This is a genomic window from Streptomyces guryensis (assembly GCF_021261325.1).
In the GTDB taxonomy this organism is placed as follows: Bacteria; Actinomycetota; Actinomycetes; order Streptomycetales; family Streptomycetaceae; genus Streptomyces; species Streptomyces guryensis.
In genome coordinates, this window is the sequence record NZ_JAJSBI010000004.1 from 25,657 (window position 1) to 43,244 (window position 17,588).

Genomic DNA, 17,588 nt, shown 5'->3' on the forward strand with positions numbered 1-17,588 from the left:
TGCCTCAGGACTCCTGGTTGAGGGAGACGAGCACGTCGTCCCCTTCGATCTTTACGGGGTATACGGGGACGGGGCGCGTCGCGGGCAGGCCGGACGGCTTGCCGGTGCGCAGGTCGAAGCTGGAGCCGTGCAGCCAGCACTCGATCTGGCAGTCCTCCACCTCGCCCTCGGAGAGCGAGACGTTCGCGTGCGAGCAGATGTCGTGGATCGCGAAAACTTCGCCCTCGGTCTGCACGACCGAGATGGGCGTGCCGTCGAGTTCCACCCGCTTCGGGGTGCCCTCCTCCAGCTCGCTCAGCCCGCAGGCGCGTACGAAGGCCATCAGACCGTGGCCTCCAGCTCGGTCTCGATCCTGGCGAGCAGGCGCTCCTCGATGTCCGGGACGGCGATCTGCTGGACCAGCTCGGCGAAGAAGCCTCGGACCACCAGGCGACGGGCCTCGTCGGCCGGGATGCCGCGCGCCATCAGGTAGAAGAGCTGCTCGTCGTCGAAGCGGCCGGTGGCACTGGCGTGGCCGGCGCCGACGATCTCGCCGGTCTCGATCTCGAGGTTCGGCACGGAGTCGACGCGGGCGCCGTCGGTCAGAACCAGGTTGCGGTTCATCTCGTACGTGTCCGTGCCCTCGGCCTGGGCCTCGATGAGGACGTCGCCGATCCACACCGCGTGGGCGGCCTCGCCCTGCAGCGCGCCCTTGTAGACGACGTTGGACTTGCAGTGCGGGACGTTGTGGTCGACCAGGAGGCGGTGCTCCTGGTGCTGGCCGGCGTCCGTGAAGTACAGGCCGAACAGCTCGGCCTCACCGCCGGTGCCGGCGTAGGAGACGCGCGGGTGCAGCCGTACGACGTCGCCGCCGAAGGTCACCACGACCGACTTGAAGCTGGCGTCGCGTCCGATGAGGGCGTTGTGCTGGGCCACGTGCACGGCCTTGTCGTCCCAGTCCTGGACGGAGACGACGGTCAGCTTGGCGCCGTCACCCAGGATGTAGTCGACGTTGGCGGCGAGCACCGCGTCACCGGTGTGGTCGATGACGACGACGGCCTCGGCGAAGGCTCCCAGCTCCACGACCTGGTGGCCGTAGCGGAGCCCGCCCTCGCCGTGCACGGCGATGCGGATCGGCTCGGTGAGCACCGTCTCCTTGGGGACGGTGACCACGCCGGCCTTCTCGAACGCCGAGTACGCCTGGGCGGCGATGCGGTCCACGGGGGTGCCCGCCCTGCCGAGGCGCGGGTCGTCACGGTCGACGAGCTCGACGGTGACGCCCTCGGGGGCCTCGACGGCGACCTTCACGCCCTCACCGGTCGCGACGGCGGTGCCGTCGTGCAGCCCGCGCAGGCGCTCCAGCGGGGTGAACCGCCACTCCTCCTCGCGGCCGTGCGGGACCGGGAAGTCCGCGACGTCGAAGGACGGGGGCGCGCTCATGCGCGTGGCGACGGTCGACTCGGCGGCAACGGCCACCGCGCCGGCGGTGGTGGACCCCACCGGGATGTTCTGAGCCTCAGCCATGGCTGTCGGTCTGCTCTCTTCCTACGTAAGTGACTTGATGGAGGCGGCCGTCGCTCAGCCGACCGCACCTTCCATCTGGAGCTCGATCAGCCGGTTGAGTTCCAGCGCGTACTCCATGGGCAGCTCCTTCGCGATGGGCTCGACGAAGCCGCGCACGATCATCGCCATCGCCTCGAACTCGCTGAGGCCGCGGCTCATCAGGTAGAAGAGCTGGTCCTCGGAGACCTTGGAGACGGTGGCCTCGTGGCCCATGGACACGTCGTCCTCGCGGACGTCGACGTACGGGTACGTGTCGGAGCGGGAGATGGTGTCGACGAGCAGCGCGTCGCACAGCACGTTCGACTTGGAGCCGTGGGCGCCCTCGCCGATCTCGACGAGACCGCGGTAGGACGTACGACCGCCACCGCGCGCCACGGACTTCGAGACGATGTTGGAGGAGGTGTTCGGCGCCATGTGGACCATCTTGGAGCCGGCGTCCTGGTGCTGCCCCTCGCCCGCGAAGGCGATGGACAGGGTCTCGCCCTTGGCGTGCTCGCCCATCAGGTAGACGGCCGGGTACTTCATCGTCACCTTGGAGCCGATGTTGCCGTCGATCCACTCCATGGTCGCGCCCTCGTACGCCACGGCGCGCTTGGTGACCAGGTTGTAGACGTTGTTCGACCAGTTCTGGATGGTCGTGTAGCGGCAGCGGGCGCCCTTCTTCACGATGATCTCGACGACCGCGGAGTGCAGGGAGTCCGACTTGTAGATCGGCGCCGTACAGCCCTCGACGTAGTGGACGTAGGCGTCCTCGTCGACGATGATCAGCGTCCGCTCGAACTGGCCCATGTTCTCGGTGTTGATCCGGAAGTAGGCCTGGAGCGGGATCTCCACGTGCACGCCCTTCGGCACGTAGATGAAGGAGCCGCCCGACCACACGGCGGTGTTCAGCGACGCGAACTTGTTGTCGCCGACCGGGATGACCGTGCCGAAGTACTCCTTGAAGAGCTCCGGGTGCTCCTTCAGCGCGGTGTCGGTGTCCAGGAAGATGACGCCCTGCTCCTCCAGGTCCTCGCGGATCTGGTGGTAGACGACCTCGGACTCGTACTGGGCCGCGACACCGGCGACGAGGCGCTGCTTCTCCGCCTCCGGGATGCCGAGCTTGTCGTACGTGTTCTTGATGTCCTCGGGCAGGTCCTCCCAGGACTCCGCCTGCTTCTCCGTGGAGCGCACGAAGTACTTGATGTTGTCGAAGTCGATGCCGGAGAGGTCCGAGCCCCAGTTGGGCATGGGCTTCTTGTCGAAGAGGCGCAGACCCTTGAGGCGGAGCTTGGTCATCCACTCCGGCTCGTTCTTCTTCGCGGAGATGTCGCGGACGACGTCCTCGTTGATACCGCGCCGCGCGGAAGCGCCGGCCGTGTCGGAGTCGGCCCAGCCATATTCGTACTTGCCCAGACCCTCGAGCTCAGGGTGGGCAGTCTCCGTGGGGAGAGTCATGCGGGGTTCCTCCCGGCCGTGCTTGCGGTTGCGTTGTCAGTGGTCTTGGAAATCTTGGGGATGAACGTCGTGCAGACGCCGTCGCCGTGCGCGATGGTCGCCAGCCGCTGGACGTGCGTGCCGAGCAACTGGGAGAAGATCTCGGTCTCCGCCTCGCACAGCTGCGGGAACTTCTCCGCGACATGGGCCACCGGGCAGTGGTGCTGGCAGAGCTGCTCACCTTTTTGCGGGAGGGGGGCGCTGCGCGCCGTAGCAGCGTACCCGTCCGCGCTCAGGGCCTTGGCCAGGGCTTCGGTGCGCTCCTCGGGGGCGACGGACTCGATCGCCGCACGGTAGGCGGCGGCCTGCTCCGCGATCCTCGCGCGCGCGAAGGCCACCACCGCCTCGTCCCCGCCGAACCGCTCCTGGATCCAGCGCAGGGCGTCCGCGGCGAGCTTGTCGTAGGACTGGTCGAAGGCGTCGCGGCCGCAGTCGGTCAGCGCGAACACCTTGGCGGGACGGCCGCGCGTGCGCGCGCCGTACACCCGCTGCTCCCGTGCCTCGACGACGTCGTCCGCGACCAGCGCGTCCAGATGCCGTCGTACGGCCGCGGGGGTGAGTCCCAGCCGTCCGGCCAGCTCGGTGACGGTCGACGGCCCGTGGTCCAGGATCGACCGCGCGACCCGGTTGCGCGTGGAGCGCTCACCGGTCGCGTGCTCTTCCTGGTGCGCCCCCGTGGGGGTCCCCAGAGCCTCGCCGACGTTTTTCACAACGCCATTGTTGCGTAATTCCTCAGGGGCGGGCAACCCGCGTCCCGACTGCCGGACGGTGCCCTGCGTCACTTAGGCACACCTAACCTGACCTGCGGAAACGATCTTTGATCGATCAGAGCCGGGCCAATTCGGTGGCGCCCCGCGCCCCCTTCCGGAACACTCCCCAACCATGCCGACACCCCCTCCCACCGGCCCTCTTGTCACCCGCGACACACTCGCCGCACAGCTGAGCGCACTGGGCGTCGAACCCGGCGAGACCCTCCTCGCGCACTCGTCGCTCAGCTCGCTGGGCTGGGTCTGCGGAGGCGCCGTCGCAGTCGTCCAAGGACTGCTCGACGCGCTCGGCCGGCAGGGCACACTGGTCGTCCCGACCCAGACCGGCGAGCTCTCGGACCCGGCACTGTGGGCGAATCCGCCGGTGCCCGAGGAGTGGTGGGAGCGGATCCGGGCCACCATGCCCGCCTACGACCCACTGGTCACGCCCTCGCGCGGGGTCGGGGTGATCCCGGAGACCGTACGCACCTGGCCGGGCGCCCGGCGCAGCGCGCATCCGCAGACGTCCTTCGCGGCAATCGGCCCCCGCGCGGCGGAGATCGTCGACGGCCATGCTCCCGACTGCCGGCTCGGCGAGCGCAGCCCGCTGGCGCGGCTGGAGGCGCTGGGCGCCCGGGTGCTGCTGCTCGGCGCCGGGTACGGCTCGTGCACGAGCTTCCACCTTGCCGAGTACCGGATACCGTCGCCGCTCGTCGCGGTGGGTCGTCCCGCGCCCGAGGGCGGCTGGGAGACGGTGGCGGAGGTCTCGATCACCTCCGAGCGGTTCGACGAGCTGGGACACGACTTCGAGCGGGACCGTGCCGTCGTACGCGGAAAAGTGGGTGCCGCAGACGCCCGGCTGTTCCCCGTGGGGGACGCGGTGGCGTATGCGGAGCGGTGGCTGGCACTGCACCGTTCCCGGGAGGACGAGATCCCCGCGGCCCCCGGGAGTGGAGATCCTGCACCCGCCGGTCCGGGCCGCGGAAGCCGTACCTAGACTCTGGCCCATGCGAAGTGAGCCCGTGGTCCAGGTTCAGGCCCTGGTGAAGCGGTACGGCACCAAGACCGCCGTGGACGGCCTCGACCTGGTGGCCCAGGCGGGCGTGACCGCCGTACTCGGCCCGAACGGCGCGGGCAAGACCACGACCGTGGAGACCTGCGAGGGATACCGCAGACCGGACTCGGGCACCGTGCGCGTCCTGGGCCTCGACCCGGTGCGGCAGGCCCGCCAACTGCATCCGCGCATCGGCGTGATGCTGCAGTCCGGCGGCGTCTACTCCGGCGCGCGGGCGGACGAGATGCTGCGGCACGTGGCGAAACTGCACGCCGACCCGCTGGACGTGGACGCGCTGATGGAGCGGCTCGGCCTCGGCTCCTGCGGCCGCACGAGCTATCGCCGCCTCTCCGGCGGCCAGCAGCAGCGGCTCGCGCTCGCGATGGCCGTCGTCGGCCGCCCGGAACTGGTGTTCCTGGACGAGCCGACGGCCGGCCTCGACCCACAGGCCCGCCACGCCACCTGGGACCTGGTCCGCGACCTGCGCGCAGACGGCGTCTCGGTCATCCTCACCACGCACTACATGGACGAGGCCGAGCAGCTCGCCGACGACGTCGCGATCATCGACGCCGGCCGGGTCATCGCCCAGGGCTCCCCGGAGGAGCTGTGCCGCGGCGGCGCCGAGAACACGCTGCGCTTCACCGGCCGCCCCGGCCTGGACGTGGGTTCCCTGCTGAAGGCGCTCCCCGCGGACTGCTCGGCGGCGGAGCTGACCCCGGGCTCGTACCGGGTCGTCGGCAAGGTGGACCCGCAACTGCTGGCGACGGTGGCGTCCTGGTGTGCGCAGCACGGGGTGATGCCGGACAGGATCTCGGTCGAACGGCACACCCTCGAAGACGTCTTTCTCGAGCTCACCGGCAAGGAGCTGCGCTCATGACTCGGGCTTGCACAAGGTTCTGCCGGGGGTCCGGGGGTTATCCCCCGGGAAGACACAGCCTGGAGCTCACCGGCAAGGAGCTGCGTTCGTGACGACCACCGGCATCTACACCCCGAAGCCGGGCGCGGCCCCTCTCCCCCGCATGATCGCGGCCCAGGCCGCCCTCGAGACGAGGATGCTGCTGCGCAACGGCGAACAGCTCCTCCTGACGGTCGTGATCCCGACCCTCCTGCTGGTCCTGTTCAGCTCGGTGGACATCGTCGACACGGGCGCCGGCAAGGCCGTCGACTTCCTCACCCCGGGCATCCTGGCGCTCGCCGTGATGTCGACGGCGTTCACGGGCCAGGCGATCGCGACGGGCTTCGAGCGCCGTTACGGCGTCCTGAAGCGCCTGGCCTCCTCGCCGCTCCCCCGCTGGGGCCTGATGACGGCGAAGACGGCGTCGGTGCTGGTCACGGAGATCCTTCAGGTGATCCTCCTGACGGTGATCGCCTTCGCGCTCGGCTGGTCCCCGCACGGCAACCCCGCAGCCGTCCTGCTGCTGCTCGCCCTCGGTACGGCGGCCTTCTCCGGCCTCGGGCTCCTCATGGCGGGCACGCTGAAGGCGGAGGCGACGCTGGCCGCCGCGAACCTGGTCTTCCTGCTGCTGCTCGTGGGCGGCGGCGTGATCGTGCCGATGGACAAGTTCCCGCAGGCGGCGCAGGACGTCCTGGGTCTGCTGCCGATCTCGGCGCTGTCGGACGGCCTGCGGGATGTCCTGCAGCACGGAGCCGGGATGCCCTGGGGTGACCTGGGGATTCTTGGTGTGTGGGCGGTCGTGGGGCTGGCGGTGGCCGGCAGGTTCTTCCGCTGGGAGTAGCGGCAAGCGGTTCGGGAGACGGCGGCGTGACGGACCCTCGTGAAAGCGTGCACAAGCAGCCCCCTACGATGGAACGCGTGCCAAACGTGACCCGCGCCGACGCCGTGGCGGCCCTGCGCAACCCGCTCTCCTTCGTCGCCGGACGCTGGACCCCGGAATCCCGGACGGTCCAGCGGTCGGCTCTTTCCGCGCTCGTCATGTCGGTGGTCATCGTGGTCACCGGCGGTGCGGTGCGGCTGACCGGCTCCGGGCTCGGCTGCCCGACCTGGCCCAAGTGCACCGCGAACTCGCTCGCACCGACGGGCGAGATGAACTTCCACAGCGCCATCGAGTTCGGCAACCGGATGCTGACGTACGTGCTGTGCGCCGCCATCGGCTGGGCGATCGTCGCGGCGCGCTCCGAGAAGCCGTACCGGCGCAGCCTGACCCGACTGGGCTGGGCGCAGTTCTGGCTGGTCATGGGCAACGCGGTGCTCGGCGGCGTCGTGGTCCTGGTCGGCCTCAACCCGTACACGGTCGCGGCCCACTTCCTGCTCGCCACCGCGCTGATCGCGGTCGCCGTCGTGATGTGGCAGCACACCCGCGAGGGCGACGGGGAGCCCCGCCCGCTGGTCGGCAAACCGGTGCAGCAGATGGTGTGGTTCCTGGTCCTCGCCACCGTGCTGCTGATCGCGGTGGGCACGGTGGTCACCGGTGCGGGACCGCACGCGGGTGACTCCAGGGAGGTCGAACGGATCCCGATCGACTGGGAGACGGTCGCCAAGCTGCACGCGGTGCTCGCGTGGATCGTGGTGACGCTGACCTTCGCCCTGTGGTTCGTCCTGAAGGCGGTCGACGCGCCCAAGGACCCGCTGGCCCGCACCCGTGAGCTGTTCCTGGTCCTGCTCGCGCAGGGCGTCATCGGCTACGTCCAGTACTTCACGCACCTCCCCGAGGCGCTCGTCGGGCTGCACATGTTCGGCTCCTGCCTGATCTGGATCTGGGTGCTGCGGGTGCTGCTGGCGCTCCGGGAGCGGCCCGAGGTCACTGCCGACCTGCCCGGCCCTTCGGCCGAGGTGACGGTGGGCACCCGCGCGTAGGGCTCCGCCGGCCGTACCGATGTGCGGCTCCGCCGCGCGGCCGCCCAAGGATTGTCTGCGGCACCGTCGTGGCCGGTCGCGCCCCGCGGCGGAGCCGCCGACGTCACGGCCCCGCGCCCCTTCAGGGCGCCACCGAACCGCAGCGGGCTTCGCCCCGACCCGCTCAGGGCCGCCATCCGGTACGGCTCACCCCAGCCCGTACACCCTGCGCGCATTCCCCGCGGCCAGCATCCCCGCCACCCGTTGCGCGTCCGCCAGCGACCACGCCCCCTCGGTGACCCAGCCGCCCAGCACCCGCGTCAGGGCCTCCCGGAACAGTCGCGCCCCCACGACGTGCAGTTCGGGCAGGCCGTGCGCACCGCTGGAGAAGAGGATCTTGCCGAAGGGGGCCAGTTCCAGTATCTCGGCGAGGACGGTCGCGGCGCGGGCGCCGGTGCGGACCAGGGCGGCACCCGAGTCGGCGTAGACGTGCGGGAAGACACCGGCCAGGTGGGCGGCGTGGCGGTGGTAGGGGTAGCCGTGCAGCAGGACCAGGTCGGTCCCCAGGCCTGCCGTCGCGCGCACGAAGTCGGTGAGCAGCACCGGGTCGGTGCGGTCGATGCGCTGGCCCGGTTCGCCGAGGCCCGCGTGGAGTTGGAGCGGCAGGCCGGAGGCGACCGCGATCCACAGCAGGTGCCGCAGGAGTACCGGGTCGGTCAGCTCGCCGCCGACCCTGCGACCGGCCAGCCACCGGCCGGCGGCGCCCCGCACCTCTCCCGGCCCCGGCGGCTCGGGCGCGAGCGCCAGACCGTGCCGTACACCCGCGACCGACGTGAACGCCACGGCGTTCGCGGCCGCGCCGTGCACCGACTCGGCGAGGTTGGCGAGCAGGGACTCCACCGTGCCGGAGGTGTCGGCGACCTGTTCGGCCAGTAACTCCAGGCGGACGATCTCGCGGGCCTCGGCGGCTGCGGCGGAGGCCAGCTCGGAGGGGCCGGTCAGATCGCCGGGCAGGCCCGTGTCGACCAGATACGTCGTGATGCCGCTGCCCCGCAGCAGCCTGCGGCCCGTTTCCAGTACGCCCAGTTCACGACGGCGGGCGAGATAACGGGCGGGCGCACAGTGCGGTTCCAGGCCGAGCAGCGGAGGGCACCAGCGTCGTACGGCGAAACCGGTCTGGGTGTCGAAGAGGGTCGTGCCGGCGGCGGGCGGACCCTCGGTCCGGGCCAGCTGGGCCTCGAAGGTGCCGAGGCCCAGCTCCGTCCTCAGTACGCCATGGCAGTACTGGTCCACGAGGGACGGCGTTTCGATCATCCGGACTCCCCGTGTGCTGGCCCCTGCTCCTGTCGCAGGGCCTAACGGGTGAACCGGGCACTAGGTGTTGCTCGGACCGCCCACCTGGATCCCCGCCATGCGGGTCCACTCGTACCGGCCCGTCTTGACCTTGGCCGCGAACTCGCCGTCGAAGTCCTCGTGGACGGTGATGCCGGCCTTCTCCACGGCCTTCTCGGCCAGCTCGTACGAGGGCGCCACCAGGTCGCCCCAGCCGCCGTCCTCACCGACGAGGACGATGCGCGCACCGCGCTCGCCGATGTAGGCCACCTGGCCCTCGGCTCCGCCGTGCGCCTTGGAGAAGGCGCTGATCTGCTTGGCGAGCCGCGCCACCTTGCGCTCGGCCTTCGGGTCAACCTGCTGAGTCTCTGCCATGGCCAGGATGCTACCGACGGGTAGGTCAAACGGCGACGGGCGGGGTGCGTGGCCTTGACCACGCACCCCGCCCGCCTACGGCGACTAACGCAGGAAGGGGTCCACCGCGACGGCGACGAACAGGATCGACACATAGGTGATGGACCAGTGGAACAGGCGCATCTCCTTCAGCTTCACGCCCGTCACCTCCGCCTTGGCCCGGTTCTGCAGGCCGTGCGCCTCCCACAGCCAGAAGCCGCCCGCCAGCAGTGCCACGAGCGTGTAGAACCAGCCCGTGTAGCCGAGCGGGGTCAGCAGCAGCGAGACCGCGACCATCACCCAGCTGTAGATGACGATCTGCTTGGCGACCACCTTGTTGGAGGCGACGACGGGCAGCATCGGCACGCCCACGCGCGCGTAGTCCTCCTTGACCTTCATGGACAGCGGCCAGTAGTGCGGCGGCGTCCAGAAGAACATGACGAGGAAGAGGATGATCGGAGCCCACGACATCGAGTCGGTGACGGACGACCAGCCGATGAGGACCGGGAGGCAGCCGGCGATGCCGCCCCACACGATGTTCTGCGAGGTACGGCGCTTGAGGATCATCGTGTAGACGACGACGTAGAAGAGGAGGGCGCCCAGGGAGAGCCAGGCGCTCAGCCAGTTGACGGCGAAGCCGAAGAGGAGTGTGGAGACCACCGCGAGCGTGACGCCGAAAGCCAGGCACTCGCGCGGGCTGACCATGCCGGTGACCAGCGGCCGCTGCGAGGTGCGGTCCATCAGGGCGTCGATGTCACGGTCGATGTACATGTTCAGCGCGTTGGCGCCGCCCGCGGAGAGGTAGCCGCCGACGCAGGTGAGCAGCACCAGCGTCAGGTCCGGCACGCCCCGCTGGGCGAGGAACATCACCGGAACGGTGGTGATGAGCAGCAGCTCGATGATCCGCGGCTTCGTCAGCGCCACGAACGCCTTGACACGGGCCCCGAACGGCCGGTGAGACGAGCTCCTGCTCTCCCCCAGCACCCCGGCTGGACGGGATTCGACGGCCGTCACGCACACCCCTACAGAGACATCCCAGCAAGCCTCACCCGTGTGAAGTACCGGTAAAGGCCCGCGCGTACCACGCCACTGTAGACGTTGCCCATACCCCGGCCTTCGCGGGGGTGGGGTCGTGTTGGGAGGGGGCGCCCACCAGCGGTCCGCGGGGGCGCTCATCGGTCGTACGGAAGCTCGATTGAGCAGTCAGATGAGCGGCTCCGTATTCAGTTGCCGAATGCCGTACAGGCCAGTCGGGAGGCGGATCCCCGTCCGGCCCGGCAGTCTGGAATGACTCGAAAAAATGCGCGTTCTCACGGGGGTAGGCTCGACAGCGGCCGGTGGGCGTCCAGTGCGCCGGCATTCGACATGCGTGACATGTGGAGAGGAGCCCTGACTCAGGGTGAGCACCAAGCCGACCACCACAGACCTCGAGTGGACCGAGTTGGACCAGCGGGCCGTGGACACCGCCCGCGTCCTGGCCGCCGACGCCGTACAGAAGGTCGGTAACGGCCATCCGGGTACGGCGATGAGCCTGGCGCCCGCCGCCTACACCCTCTTCCAGAAGGTGATGCGGCACGACCCGGCCGACCCGGAGTGGGTTGCCCGCGACCGCTTCGTGCTGTCCGCCGGTCACTCGTCCCTGACCCTCTACACACAGCTCTACCTGGCCGGTTTCGGCCTGGAGCTGGACGACCTGAAGGCCTTCCGCACCTGGGGTTCGAAGACCCCGGGTCACCCCGAGTACGGCCACACCGAGGGCGTCGAGACGACTACCGGCCCGCTGGGCCAGGGTGTCGCCAACGCCGTGGGCATGGCGATGGCCGCCCGCTACGAGCGCGGCCTGTTCGACCCCGAGGCTCCGCAGGGCGAGTCCCCCTTCGACCACTACATCTTCGCGATCGCCGGTGACGGCTGTCTCCAGGAGGGCATCTCCGCCGAGGCGTCCTCGCTGGCCGGCCACCAGAAGCTCGGCAACCTGATCCTGCTGTGGGACGACAACCACATCTCGATCGAGGGCGACACCGAGACGGCCGTCTCCGAGGACACCGTCAAGCGCTACGAGGCCTACGGCTGGCATGTGCAGCGCGTCGCCCCGAAGCCGGACGGCGACATCGACCCGCACGCGATCTACAACGCGATCGAGGCCGCGAAGCAGGTGACGGACAAGCCGTCCTTCATCGCGATGCGCTCGATCATCGCCTGGCCCGCCCCGAACGCGCAGAACACCGAGGCCGCGCACGGCTCGGCGCTCGGTGACGACGAGGTAGCGGCCACCAAGCGCGTGCTGGGCTTCGACCCGGAGCGGTCCTTCGAGGTCTCGGACGACGTCATCAAGCACACCCGCCAGGCGCTGGAGCGGGGCCGCGAGGCGAAGGCCGAGTGGGAGAAGTCCTTCCAGCTGTGGCGGCAGAACAACCCGGAGCGCGCCGCCGACTTCGACCGCATCAACGCGGGTGAGCTGCCGGCCGGCTGGGAGGAGAAGGTCCCGGTCTTCGAGCCCGGCAAGGGCGTCGCCACGCGTGCGGCCTCCGGCAAGGTGCTGCAGGCGCTGGGCGCGGTCATCCCCGAGCTGTGGGGCGGCTCCGCCGACCTGGCCGGCTCGAACAACACCACCATCGACAAGAACTCCTCGTTCCTGCCGGCGGACAACCCGCTGCCGGAGGCGAACCCGTACGGCCGCACGATCCACTACGGCATCCGCGAGCACTCCATGGCCGCGGAGATGAACGGCATCGCGCTGCACGGCCACACCCGTATCTACGGCGGCACGTTCCTGGTGTTCTCCGACTACATGCGCAACGCCGTGCGTCTGTCCGCGCTGATGCACCTGCCGGTGACGTACGTCTGGACCCACGACTCCATCGGTCTCGGCGAGGACGGCCCGACACACCAGCCGATCGAGCACCTGGCCTCGCTGCGCGCCATCCCCGGTCTGAACGTCGTGCGCCCGGCCGACGCCAACGAGACCGCGATCGCCTGGCGCGAGATCCTCAAGCGGTACACCAAGGAGTTCGGCAAGGGCGCCCCGCACGGCCTGGCGCTGACCCGTCAGGGCGTGCCGACGTACGAGCCCGACGAGGACGCGGCGAAGGGCGGTTACGTCCTGTTCGAGGCGGAGGGCGGCGACGCCCAGGTCATCCTGATCGCCACCGGTTCCGAGGTGCACGTCGCCGTCGAGGCGCGCGAGCAGCTGCAGGCCGACGGGGTGCCGACGCGGGTCGTGTCCATGCCGTGCGTGGAGTGGTTCGAGGAGCAGGACCAGGGGTACCGGGACAGCGTCCTGCCGCCGCAGGTGAAGGCGCGGGTCGCGGTCGAGGCCGGTATCGGTCTCACCTGGCACAAGTACGTCGGGGACGCCGGTCGCATCGTTTCCCTGGAGCACTTCGGTGCTTCCGCCGACGGCAAGGTCCTCTTCCGCGAGTTCGGCTTCACTGCCGAGAACGTGGCCGCCGAGGCGCGGGCTGTGCTCGATTCGACTACGGGCATCACCCCCGCCCAGCGCTGACGCTCACATACGACACGTAGGAGATGTAATTCCATGACAGACGCACTCCAGCGCCTCTCCGAAGAAGGCGTCGCGATCTGGCTGGACGACCTGTCGCGCAAGCGGATCACGTCCGGCAACCTCGCCGAGCTGATCGACCAGCAGCACGTCGTGGGCGTCACCACCAACCCGACGATCTTCCAGAAGGCCATCTCGTCCGGCGACGGTTACGAGCAGCAGCTCACCGACCTCGCCGCCCGCAAGATCACCGTCGAAGAGGCCGTCCGCATGATCACCACGGCGGACGTCCGCGACGCCGCCGACATCCTGCGCCCGGTCTTCGACGCCACCGACGGCCAGGACGGCCGTGTGTCCATCGAGGTCGACCCGCGCCTGGCCCACAACACCAAGGCGACGGTCGCCGAGGCCAAGCAGCTCGCCTGGCTGGTCGACCGCCCCAACACGCTCATCAAGATCCCGGCGACCAGGGCGGGCCTGCCGGCGATCACCGAGGTCATCGGCCTGGGCATCAGCGTCAACGTCACGCTGATCTTCTCGCTGGAGCGCTACCGCGAGGTCATGGACGCCTACCTCGCCGGCCTGGAGAAGGCCAAGGAGCGCGGCCTGGACCTCTCGCTGATCCGCTCCGTCGCGTCCTTCTTCGTCTCCCGCGTGGACACCGAGATCGACCAGCGGCTCGACGCCCTCGGCACCGACGACGCCAAGGCGCTGCGCGGCAAGGCCGCCGTCGCCAACGCGCGCCTCGCCTACCAGGCGTACGAGGAGGTCTTCTCCTCCGACCGCTGGAGCAAGCTGGAGAACGCGGGCGCCCGCAAGCAGCGTCCGCTGTGGGCCTCCACCGGCGTGAAGGACCCGGCGTACAAGCCGACCCTCTACGTCGACGACCTGGTGGCGCCGAACACGGTGAACACCATGCCGGAGGCCACCCTGCAGGCCACCGAGGAGCACGGCTCGATCACCGGCAACGCGGTCGCCGGTACGTACGAGCAGGCCCGCGCCGACCTCGACGCCGTCGAGAAGCTCGGGATCTCGTACGACGACGTGGTCCAGGTCCTGGAGGACGAGGGCGTCGAGAAGTTCGAGGCGTCCTGGAACGACCTGCTCAAGTCGACCGAGGCGGAGCTGGAGCGCCTCGCCCCCTCGGAGGGCTGAAACCTTGTCGAGCAGCAACCCGCTGCGTGACCCTGCAGACCGACGGCTCCCGCGTATCGCGGGGCCGTCGGGCCTGGTCATCTTCGGCGTCACGGGCGATCTGTCACGGAAGAAGCTCATGCCCGCCGTGTACGACCTCGCCAACCGGGGTCTGCTGCCGCCGGGCTTCTCCCTCGTCGGCTTCGCGCGCCGCGAGTGGCAGCACGAGGACTTCGCGGCCGAGGTCCACGACGCCGTCAAGGAGCACGCCCGTACGCCGTTCCGTGAGGAGGTCTGGCAGCAGCTCATCCAGGGGATGCGCTTCGTGCAGGGCACCTTCGACGACGACGACGCCTTCGAGCGGCTGCGCGGCACCATCGAGGAGCTCGACAAGGCACAGGGCACGGGTGGCAACTTCGCCTTCTACCTGTCGGTGCCGCCGCGCTCGTTCCCCGTGGTCATCCAGCAGCTGAAGAAGCACGGCCTCGCCGACCAGACCGGCGGCTCCTGGCGCCGCGCGGTCATCGAGAAGCCGTTCGGCCACGACCTGAAGTCGGCCGAGGAGCTCAACAAGGTCGTCCACGAGGTCTTCGGCTCGGACCAGGTCTTCCGCATCGACCACTACCTGGGCAAGGAGACCGTCCAGAACATCCTGGCGCTGCGCTTCGCCAACACGATGTTCGAGCCCATCTGGAACCGGTCCTTCGTGGACCACGTGCAGATCACCATGGCGGAGGACATCGGCATCGGCGGCCGGGCCGGCTACTACGACGGCATCGGCGCCGCCCGTGACGTCATCCAGAACCACCTCCTCCAGCTCATGGCGCTGACGGCGATGGAGGAGCCCGCCTCCTTCGACGCGGACGCGCTGGCCGCCGAGAAGACCAAGGTGCTCGGGGCCGTACGGCTGCCGAGGGACCTGGGCCGGGACACCGTGCGCGGGCAGTACGCGGCGGGCTGGCAGGGCGGCGAGAAGGCGGTCGGCTACCTCGAAGAGGACGGCATCGACGCCAAGTCCAAGACGGACACCTACGCGGCGATCAAGCTGGAGGTGGACAACCGCCGTTGGGCGGGCGTGCCGTTCTACCTCCGGACCGGCAAGCGCCTGGGCCGCCGTGTCACCGAGATCGCGGTCGTCTTCCAGCGGGCCCCGCACTCCCCCTTCGACCACACGGCGACGGAGGAGCTCGGCAAGAACGCGATCGTCATCCGTGTCCAGCCGGACGAGGGCGTGACGGTCCGCTTCGGCTCGAAGGTGCCGGGCACCTCGATGGAGATCCGGGACGTGTCGATGGACTTCGCCTACGGCGAGTCCTTCACCGAGTCCTCCCCGGAGGCGTACGAGCGTCTCATCCTGGACGTCCTGCTCGGCGACTCGAACCTGTTCCCGCGCACCGAGGAGGTCGAGCTGTCCTGGCAGATCCTCGACCCGATCGAGCAGTACTGGGACAAGAACGGCAGGCCGGCGCAGTACGCGTCCGGCACCTGGGGTCCCGTCGAGGCGGACGAAATGCTCGAGCGAGACGGACGGAGCTGGCGCCGGCCATGAAGATAGACCTCACGGACACCACGGCCAGCAAGATCAACAAGGCGCTGGTGCAGGGCCGCCGCGCCATCGGCACGCCGGCCGTCGGCATGGTGCTCACGCTGGTCATCGTGACGGACGAGGAGAACGCGTACGACGCCCTGAAGGCCGCGAACGACGCGTCGCACGAGCACCCCTCGCGCACCCTCGTGGTCATCAAGCGCGTCTCGCGCTCGCCCCGCGACCGTACGCAGTCCCGCCTGGACGCCGAGGTGCGGGTGGGCGCGGACGCGGGGACGGGTGAGACGGTCGTACTCCGTCTCCACGGCGAGGTCGTGCACCACGCCCAGTCCGTCGTCCTGCCCCTGCTGCTGCCCGACGCCCCCGTGGTCGTCTGGTGGCCGGTGAACGCGCCCCTCGATCCGGCGAACGACCCCCTGGGCGCGCTGGCCCAGCGCCGAGTGACGGACACGTACGCCGCGGAGCAGCCGGTAAGGGAGCTGTCGGCGCGCGCCGACACCTACACCCCCGGCGACACCGACCTGTCCTGGACCCGCATCACGCCCTGGCGCTCGATGCTGGCCGCCGCGCTCGACCAGGTCACCTGTGAGGTGAAGGCCGTCGAGGTGGAGGGCGAGGAGTTCAACCCGAGCTGCGAGCTGCTGGCGATGTGGCTGGCGGACCGGCTGGACGTGCCGGTGAGGCGGTCGCTGTCGGGCGGACCGGGTCTGACGGCGGTGCGCATGGCCACGAACACCGGCCAGATAGTCCTGGACCGTGCGGACGGCTCCCTGGCGACTCTCTCCATCCAGGGCCAGCCGGACCGCGCGGTGGCGCTGAAGCGGCGTGAGACGGCCGAGCTGATCGCGGAGGAGCTGCGGCGGCTGGACCCGGACGACACCTACGCGTCGGCGCTGCGGTTCGGGGTGGAGCGGCTCAACCCCTCGCTGCCCGTGCCCGAACCGGAAGTGGCTCCCAAAGGAGAAGAGGCCGCCGTCGAAGCCGCTGCGGAAGCTTCCGCACCGGAGGCGCAGGCGGAGGCACCGGTGAACGACGCGGCGGAGAACACGGCGAAGAAGGCGGCGGCGAAGTGAGCACTCCGCAGCTGGTCGTGCACCGCGACAAGGAACTGATGGCGCAGTCCGCCGCGGCCCGTCTCATCACGAAGATCGTGGACGCGCAGGCCTCCCGGGGCTCCGCGTCCGTGGTCCTGACGGGCGGCCGCAACGGCAACGGCCTGCTGGCCGCGCTGGCCGCCGCACCGGCCCGGGACGCGATCGACTGGGGCCGGCTCGACCTGTGGTGGGGAGACGAGCGCTTCCTGCCCGAGGGCGACGCGGACCGCAATGTCACGCAGGCCCGCGAGGCCCTGCTGGACTCCGTCCCGCTGGATCCGAAGCGGGTGCACGCCATGCCGGCGTCGGACGGGCCGTACGGTGCCGACGTGGAGGCAGCCGCGGAGGCTTACGCACAGGAGCTGGCTCTGGCGGCCGGTCCGGAGAACCACGGGGCCGTGCCCACGTTCGACGTCCTGATGCTGGGCGTGGGTCCGGACACGCATGTGGCGTCGCTGTTCCCGGAGCTTCCCGCGGTGCGGGAGACGGACCGTACGGTGGTGGGTGTCCACGGTGCGCCGAAGCCCCCGCCGACGCGGGTGACCCTGACGCTCCCGGCCATCCGGGCGGCGCGTGAGGTCTGGCTGCTGGCAGCCGGCGAGGACAAGGCACAGGCGGCGGCGATCGCCCTGTCGGGGGCGGGTGAGGTGCAGGCTCCTGCGGCGGGGGCCCGCGGACGCTCCCGCACGCTGTGGCTGCTGGACGGGGCAGCGGCCTCGCAGCTGCCCCGCTCGCTCTATCCCCCGGCTTCGCCCTGAGGCGTTTTCGCCCCCGCCGCCCCTCCCCATTCCCGTCCCCTGGGGGCTGCGCCCCCAGACCCCCGCTTTCGGCCTGAACGGCCTCGTCCCCGAACGCCGGACGGACTGAAAAGATCAAAATCAGCCCCTCCGGCGTTCGAGGAGCGGGGGTCCGGGGGCCGGCCCCCGGGTCGGGACGGGAAGGGGCGGCGGGGGCGAAACAATCCCGCCGACCCGC

At 70.2% G+C, this 17,588-nt stretch carries 16 protein-coding genes; 9 read left to right on the top strand and 7 right to left on the bottom strand.

Going from position 1 to position 17,588, the window contains the following annotated elements; translation table 11 throughout:
* Positions 1-4: 4 nt before the first annotated feature.
* Genes LJ657_RS09640 through LJ657_RS09655 form a run of 4 tightly spaced genes read right to left on the bottom strand, consistent with a single transcriptional unit; the run spans position 5 to position 3,728 of the window.
* Entirely contained in the window at positions 5-322 is a 318-nt protein-coding gene (locus tag LJ657_RS09640; protein ID WP_232648008.1) for a bifunctional 3-phenylpropionate/cinnamic acid dioxygenase ferredoxin subunit, read from the bottom strand.
* On the bottom strand, positions 322-1,503 hold the full coding sequence (gene sufD, locus LJ657_RS09645) for a Fe-S cluster assembly protein SufD (RefSeq protein ID WP_232648009.1): 1,182 nt from the start codon (positions 1,501-1,503) through the stop codon (positions 322-324). Before sufD ends, LJ657_RS09640 begins: the two co-directional genes overlap by 1 nt.
* Before the next feature lie 54 nt (positions 1,504-1,557).
* On the bottom strand, positions 1,558-2,979 hold the full coding sequence (gene sufB / locus LJ657_RS09650; RefSeq protein ID WP_125190079.1) for a Fe-S cluster assembly protein SufB: 1,422 nt from the start codon (positions 2,977-2,979) through the stop codon (positions 1,558-1,560).
* The gene (locus tag LJ657_RS09655) at positions 2,976-3,728 is read right to left on the bottom strand and encodes a helix-turn-helix transcriptional regulator (RefSeq protein WP_232648010.1); all 753 of its coding nucleotides are present in this window, start codon (positions 3,726-3,728) and stop codon (positions 2,976-2,978) included. The genes sufB and LJ657_RS09655 overlap by 4 nt, the downstream gene beginning before the upstream one ends.
* Positions 3,729-3,900: 172 nt before the next feature.
* On the opposite strand from LJ657_RS09655, the gene LJ657_RS09660 reads away from it, so the two are divergent.
* The 4 genes from LJ657_RS09660 (at position 3,901) to LJ657_RS09675 (ending at position 7,633) form a co-directional block, all read left to right on the top strand.
* Positions 3,901-4,761, top strand: coding sequence for an AAC(3) family N-acetyltransferase (locus LJ657_RS09660; RefSeq protein WP_232648011.1), 861 nt, complete (start codon positions 3,901-3,903; stop codon positions 4,759-4,761).
* A gap of 10 nt (positions 4,762-4,771) precedes the next feature.
* Positions 4,772-5,695: an ABC transporter ATP-binding protein gene (locus tag LJ657_RS09665; RefSeq protein ID WP_232648012.1), complete on the top strand. Its 924-nt coding sequence runs from the start codon at positions 4,772-4,774 to the stop codon at positions 5,693-5,695.
* 142 nt (positions 5,696-5,837) lie between these two features.
* Positions 5,838-6,554 carry an ABC transporter permease gene (locus tag LJ657_RS09670; RefSeq protein ID WP_232648410.1) on the top strand — a complete coding sequence of 239 codons (717 nt, stop codon included), beginning with the start codon at positions 5,838-5,840 and terminating at the stop codon, positions 6,552-6,554.
* A gap of 68 nt (positions 6,555-6,622) precedes the next feature.
* A complete protein-coding gene (locus LJ657_RS09675) occupies positions 6,623-7,633 on the top strand; it encodes a COX15/CtaA family protein (protein ID WP_232648013.1) in 1,011 nt (336 codons plus the stop codon).
* A gap of 186 nt (positions 7,634-7,819) precedes the next feature.
* Here LJ657_RS09675 and LJ657_RS09680 read toward each other — a convergent pair whose 3' ends face one another.
* The 3 genes from LJ657_RS09680 to LJ657_RS09690 all read right to left on the bottom strand — a co-directional run bounded on the left by LJ657_RS09680 (position 7,820) and on the right by LJ657_RS09690 (position 10,357).
* Positions 7,820-8,926 (bottom strand): amidohydrolase family protein, encoded by a 1,107-nt coding sequence (locus LJ657_RS09680; RefSeq protein WP_232648014.1) that lies wholly within the window; start codon positions 8,924-8,926, stop codon positions 7,820-7,822.
* Between the two features lie 60 nt (positions 8,927-8,986).
* Positions 8,987-9,319 (bottom strand): hypothetical protein, encoded by a 333-nt coding sequence (locus tag LJ657_RS09685; RefSeq protein WP_181922503.1) that lies wholly within the window; start codon positions 9,317-9,319, stop codon positions 8,987-8,989.
* An 84-nt stretch (positions 9,320-9,403) separates the two neighbouring features.
* Positions 9,404-10,357 carry a heme o synthase gene (locus LJ657_RS09690; RefSeq protein WP_232648015.1) on the bottom strand — a complete coding sequence of 318 codons (954 nt, stop codon included), beginning with the start codon at positions 10,355-10,357 and terminating at the stop codon, positions 9,404-9,406.
* A 379-nt stretch (positions 10,358-10,736) separates the two neighbouring features.
* Here LJ657_RS09690 and tkt point away from each other — a divergent pair, with 379 nt between their 5' ends.
* Genes tkt through pgl form a run of 5 tightly spaced genes read left to right on the top strand, consistent with a single transcriptional unit; the run spans position 10,737 to position 17,371 of the window.
* Positions 10,737-12,842: a transketolase gene (tkt, locus tag LJ657_RS09695; RefSeq protein ID WP_232648016.1), complete on the top strand. Its 2,106-nt coding sequence runs from the start codon at positions 10,737-10,739 to the stop codon at positions 12,840-12,842.
* Positions 12,843-12,875: 33 nt separating this feature from the next.
* Positions 12,876-13,994 (top strand): transaldolase, encoded by a 1,119-nt coding sequence (gene tal, locus LJ657_RS09700; protein ID WP_232648017.1) that lies wholly within the window; start codon positions 12,876-12,878, stop codon positions 13,992-13,994.
* 4 nt (positions 13,995-13,998) lie between these two features.
* Positions 13,999-15,522, top strand: coding sequence for a glucose-6-phosphate dehydrogenase (gene zwf, locus LJ657_RS09705; protein WP_232648018.1), 1,524 nt, complete (start codon positions 13,999-14,001; stop codon positions 15,520-15,522).
* Entirely contained in the window at positions 15,519-16,592 is a 1,074-nt protein-coding gene (opcA, locus tag LJ657_RS09710) for a glucose-6-phosphate dehydrogenase assembly protein OpcA (protein ID WP_232648019.1), read from the top strand. Before zwf ends, opcA begins: the two co-directional genes overlap by 4 nt.
* Positions 16,589-17,371, top strand: a complete 783-nt coding sequence (gene pgl, locus LJ657_RS09715; RefSeq protein WP_232648020.1) for a 6-phosphogluconolactonase — start codon at positions 16,589-16,591, stop codon at positions 17,369-17,371. The genes opcA and pgl overlap by 4 nt, the downstream gene beginning before the upstream one ends.
* The last annotated feature ends 217 nt before the right edge of the window (positions 17,372-17,588 follow it).

Bases quoted from the DNA above. Each gene is read 5' to 3' on its own strand.
- LJ657_RS09640 (WP_232648008.1), bottom strand. From the start codon at position 322: ATGGCCTTCGTACGCGCCTGCGGGCTGAGCGAGCTGGAGGAGGGCACC.
- sufD (WP_232648009.1), bottom strand. From the start codon at position 1,503: ATGGCTGAGGCTCAGAACATCCCGGTGGGGTCCACCACCGCCGGCGCG.
- sufB (WP_125190079.1), bottom strand. From the start codon at position 2,979: ATGACTCTCCCCACGGAGACTGCCCACCCTGAGCTCGAGGGTCTGGGC.
- LJ657_RS09660 (WP_232648011.1), top strand. From the start codon at position 3,901: ATGCCGACACCCCCTCCCACCGGCCCTCTTGTCACCCGCGACACACTC.
- LJ657_RS09665 (WP_232648012.1), top strand. From the start codon at position 4,772: ATGCGAAGTGAGCCCGTGGTCCAGGTTCAGGCCCTGGTGAAGCGGTAC.
- LJ657_RS09670 (WP_232648410.1), top strand. From the start codon at position 5,838: ATGATCGCGGCCCAGGCCGCCCTCGAGACGAGGATGCTGCTGCGCAAC.
- LJ657_RS09675 (WP_232648013.1), top strand. From the start codon at position 6,623: ATGGAACGCGTGCCAAACGTGACCCGCGCCGACGCCGTGGCGGCCCTG.
- LJ657_RS09680 (WP_232648014.1), bottom strand. From the start codon at position 8,926: ATGATCGAAACGCCGTCCCTCGTGGACCAGTACTGCCATGGCGTACTG.
- LJ657_RS09685 (WP_181922503.1), bottom strand. From the start codon at position 9,319: ATGGCAGAGACTCAGCAGGTTGACCCGAAGGCCGAGCGCAAGGTGGCG.
- tal (WP_232648017.1), top strand. From the start codon at position 12,876: ATGACAGACGCACTCCAGCGCCTCTCCGAAGAAGGCGTCGCGATCTGG.
- opcA (WP_232648019.1), top strand. From the start codon at position 15,519: ATGAAGATAGACCTCACGGACACCACGGCCAGCAAGATCAACAAGGCG.